Source organism: uncultured Ramlibacter sp., from assembly GCF_936925435.1.
Taxonomy (GTDB): Bacteria; Pseudomonadota; Gammaproteobacteria; order Burkholderiales; family Burkholderiaceae_C; genus Ramlibacter.
This window is the reverse complement of record NZ_CAKZHQ010000009.1, coordinates 1-3,322: the sequence shown is the minus strand read 5'-3', so window position 1 is coordinate 3,322 and position 3,322 is coordinate 1. Positions and strand designations below refer to the sequence as shown.

Annotated in this window: 3 protein-coding genes; 1 reads left to right on the top strand and 2 read right to left on the bottom strand. The window is 65.7% G+C overall.

The annotated features are described in order from the left end of the window. The coding region (locus Q0632_RS07190) for a methyl-accepting chemotaxis protein (protein WP_298926426.1) at positions 1-902 on the bottom strand (902 nt) is incomplete at its 3' end. 300 nt (positions 903-1,202) lie between these two features. Then, positions 1,203-1,586, bottom strand: a complete 384-nt coding sequence (pcaC, locus tag Q0632_RS07185; protein WP_298926423.1) for a 4-carboxymuconolactone decarboxylase — start codon at positions 1,584-1,586, stop codon at positions 1,203-1,205. A 163-nt stretch (positions 1,587-1,749) separates the two neighbouring features. Here pcaC and Q0632_RS07180 point away from each other — a divergent pair, with 163 nt between their 5' ends. Beyond that, complete coding sequence (locus Q0632_RS07180) at positions 1,750-3,228, top strand: catalase (RefSeq protein WP_298926429.1); 1,479 nt, start codon at positions 1,750-1,752, stop codon at positions 3,226-3,228. Positions 3,229-3,322 lie beyond the last annotated feature (94 nt).

Here is a 3,322-nt window from a genome sequence, read left to right as displayed (position 1 = left end):
GTCTGCTGCAGATTCGAAGCTTGTTCTTCGGTGCGCTGGCTCAGGTCGGCATTGCCCGTGGCAATCTGGCTCGAACCCGTCGCGATCGAATCGCTGCTCTGGCGCACTTGCGTCACGATGCCGCGCAGCGAGCTGACCATGCGGGCCATGGACTGCATCAGCTGGCCGACTTCGTCACGCGCATCGGAGTGCACGTCCACGCTCAGGTCGCCGTTGGCCACCGCTTCGGCAGCGGCCTGGGCACGCCGGATCGGCAGCACCACCGAGCGGGTCAGGGCCCAGGCAAGCAGGATGCCGGCGACCAGGGCCAGGCCGGCGCCGATGGCCAGCGCGGTCACGCCCTGGACGGCTGCCGTGTCGGCCCGCGCCTTGGTGATTTCCATCGACTTTTCCTGGTAGGCGGCGACGCGCGCCACCGACTCCAGGTAGGCCTGGGCTGCGGGAAAAACTTTGGCGATCACTTCGGCGCCCACATCCTCACCGGCGTCCCTGCGCTTGAGCAGCCCGCCGCGCATGGCCTGGTAAACGTCGCGCTGGCGCGAAATCTCGGCGATCAGGTCCAGCGCCTGCTTGTCGTCGACCGTCAGTTCGGCCATGCGCTTGAGGCGCGCCGTCTGCGCGATCACCACGCCGGCCATCTCCTCCTTGACGCGCTTGACGACCTGCGCGTCTGTGGCGAAGAACACCACCCAGGTACGGGCTGCATTGGACTCGATGGCGCGCACCCAGCCCTGGGTCAGCACCAGCATTTCGGCGTCTTGCGTGCCCAGCTTGTCGGCGATCTTGCGCACCGCCACCAGGCGCTCGATGCCGATGCCTGCAGCGACGAGGCTGAGCAGGATGAGGGCAGCGAAACCCATGGACAGGCGCTGACCGATCTTCATGTTGCCGAACAATTTCATGCTTGTTTCCCGTTGGGGTTGTGCTGGGACGCCGGCGCACCGGTCGCAGTCGGGCCTTTTCGGGCCTGCATCGTTGATATCGGCCCCGGCAGGGCTTTATTGAGGTCAATCTGATGGCGCCCGGCCGGTCACGGAGGAATCCGTGTGCACATTGTTGGCGTGAAGCCCGGCGCTGCAAGGCCGGAGAAGCCTGCGGCCAAGGGCCCATTTCAAGCGTTCAGGCCCGGCGCACCGCGACGGGCGCGCCGGGCCTGCAAGCCTGGCAAGAACGAAAGTTGCAGCGGCCGCCGGCCGCGCTGCTCAGCCGCCCGACGCCTGCCTGGCCTCGACCACTTCGGCCGCGATGCGGAAGGCGTCGACTGCGGCTGGCACGCCGCAGTAGATGGTGGCGTGCAACAGCAGCTCCTGCAATTCCTTGGGGGTCACGCCGTTGTTCAGCGCGCCGCGCACATGGCCCTTGAGCTCATGCTGCTTGCCCAGCGCGGTGAGCATGGCCACGGTGATCATGCTGCGCGTGCGGCGGTCCAGTCCTTCGCGCTGCCAGATGTCGCCCCAGGCTGCACGGGTGATGTGCTCCTGAATGGGCATGGTGAAGTCCGTGGCCCGGGCCAGGGCCGCGTCCACATAGTCCTCGCCCATCACCTCGCGGCGCGCTGCCAGGCCTTTGTCAAATTGCGTGTCCATCTTTGTGCTTCCTTTTGCTGCGAAACAGCCACTTTAGCGAGGACCACCCCCTTCTAAAGGGCCATGGCTTTCCTATGGCGGTCTTGAACAATGCCAATGGCCCATGCCTTGCCATTTAAATAGCCACGACCGATACTGAATACGCCATCAATAGTCAACTTCTATCCAAAGGAAGACACCCATGTCCAAGCTCACCACCGCCGCCGGCGCACCGGTCGTCGACAACCAGAACATCCAGACCGCCGGTCCGCGTGGCCCCGCCCTGCTGCAGGACGTCTGGCACCTGGAGAAGCTGGCCCACTTCGCCCGCGAAGTCATCCCCGAGCGGCGCATGCATGCCAAGGGCTCGGCCGCTTACGGTACCTTCACCGTCACCCACGACATCACCAAGTACACCAAGGCCAAACTGTTCTCGCAGGTGGGCAAGCAGACACCCCTGGTGCTGCGCTTTTCCACCGTGGCCGGCGAGCGCGGCGCGGCCGACGCCGAGCGCGACATCCGCGGCTTCGCCATGAAGTTCTACACCGAGGAGGGCAACTGGGACCTGGTGGGCAACAACACGCCGGTGTTCTTCCTGCGCGACCCCCTGAAGTTCCCGGACCTCAACCGCGCCGTCAAGCGCGACCCCTACACCAACCTGCGCAGCGCCGAGAGCAACTGGGACTTCTGGACCCTGCTGCCCGAGGCCTTGCACCAGGTCACGATCGTCATGAGCGACCGCGGCATCCCCAAGTCCTACCGCCACATGCACGGCTTCGGCAGCCACACCTTCAGCTTCCTCAATGCGGCCAACGAGCGCTTCTGGGTGAAGTTCCACTTCCGCAGCCAACAGGGCATCGAGAACCTGAGCGATGCCGAAGCGACAGAGTTGGTGGGCCGTGACCGTGAAAGCCACCAGGCCGACCTGCTGCATGCCATCGAGCGCGGCGACTTCCCCAAGTGGAAGCTGCAGATCCAGGTCATGCCGGAGAAGGACGCCGGCAGCTACCACCTCAATCCCTTCGACCTGACCAAGGTCTGGCCGCACAAGGACTACCCGCTGATCGACGTCGGCGTGATGGAGCTCAATCGCAACCCCAAGAACTACTTCGCCGAGGTCGAGCAGCTGGCCTTCACGCCGGCCGCCGTCGTGCCGGGCATCAGCTTCTCGCCCGACAAGATGCTGCAGTCGCGCCTGTTCAGCTACGGCGATGCGCAGCGCTACCGCCTGGGTGTGAACCACCACCAGATTCCTGTGAACGCGCCCAAGTGCCCCTTCCACAGCTACCACCGCGACGGCACGATGCGGGTGGACGAAAACAACGGCGCGGAGATCGGCTACGAACCCAATAGCAAGGGCGCGCTGCAGCAGCAGCCGGACTTCGCCGAGCCGCCGCTGACGCTGGAAGGCGCGGCCGGCCACTGGGACCACCGCACGGACGATGACTACTACTCGCAGCCGGGCAATCTGTTCCGGCTGATGACGCCGGCCCAGCAGAAGGTTCTGTTCGAGAACACGGCGCGCTCGCTGGGCGGCGCGTCGCGTCCCATCCAGGAACGCCACATCGCCAACTGCGCCAAAGCAGACAGGGCCTATGGCGACGGTGTCGCCAAGGCCCTGGCTGCGGGCGCCGACGGAGCGACGCCCAACAAGGTGGTGTAAACCGGTCGCCGGGCCGCTCAGGCGGCCACGGCGTGCCGTTGGCCCGGGCTGAGCGTGAAGACGCTGACGGCCTCAACCAGCCTGGCGGCCTGCT

What these genes read in the sequence shown, in the direction of transcription:
- pcaC (WP_298926423.1), bottom strand. Translation starts at nt 1,586, where the DNA reads ATGGACACGCAATTTGACAAAGGCCTGGCAGCGCGCCGCGAGGTGATG.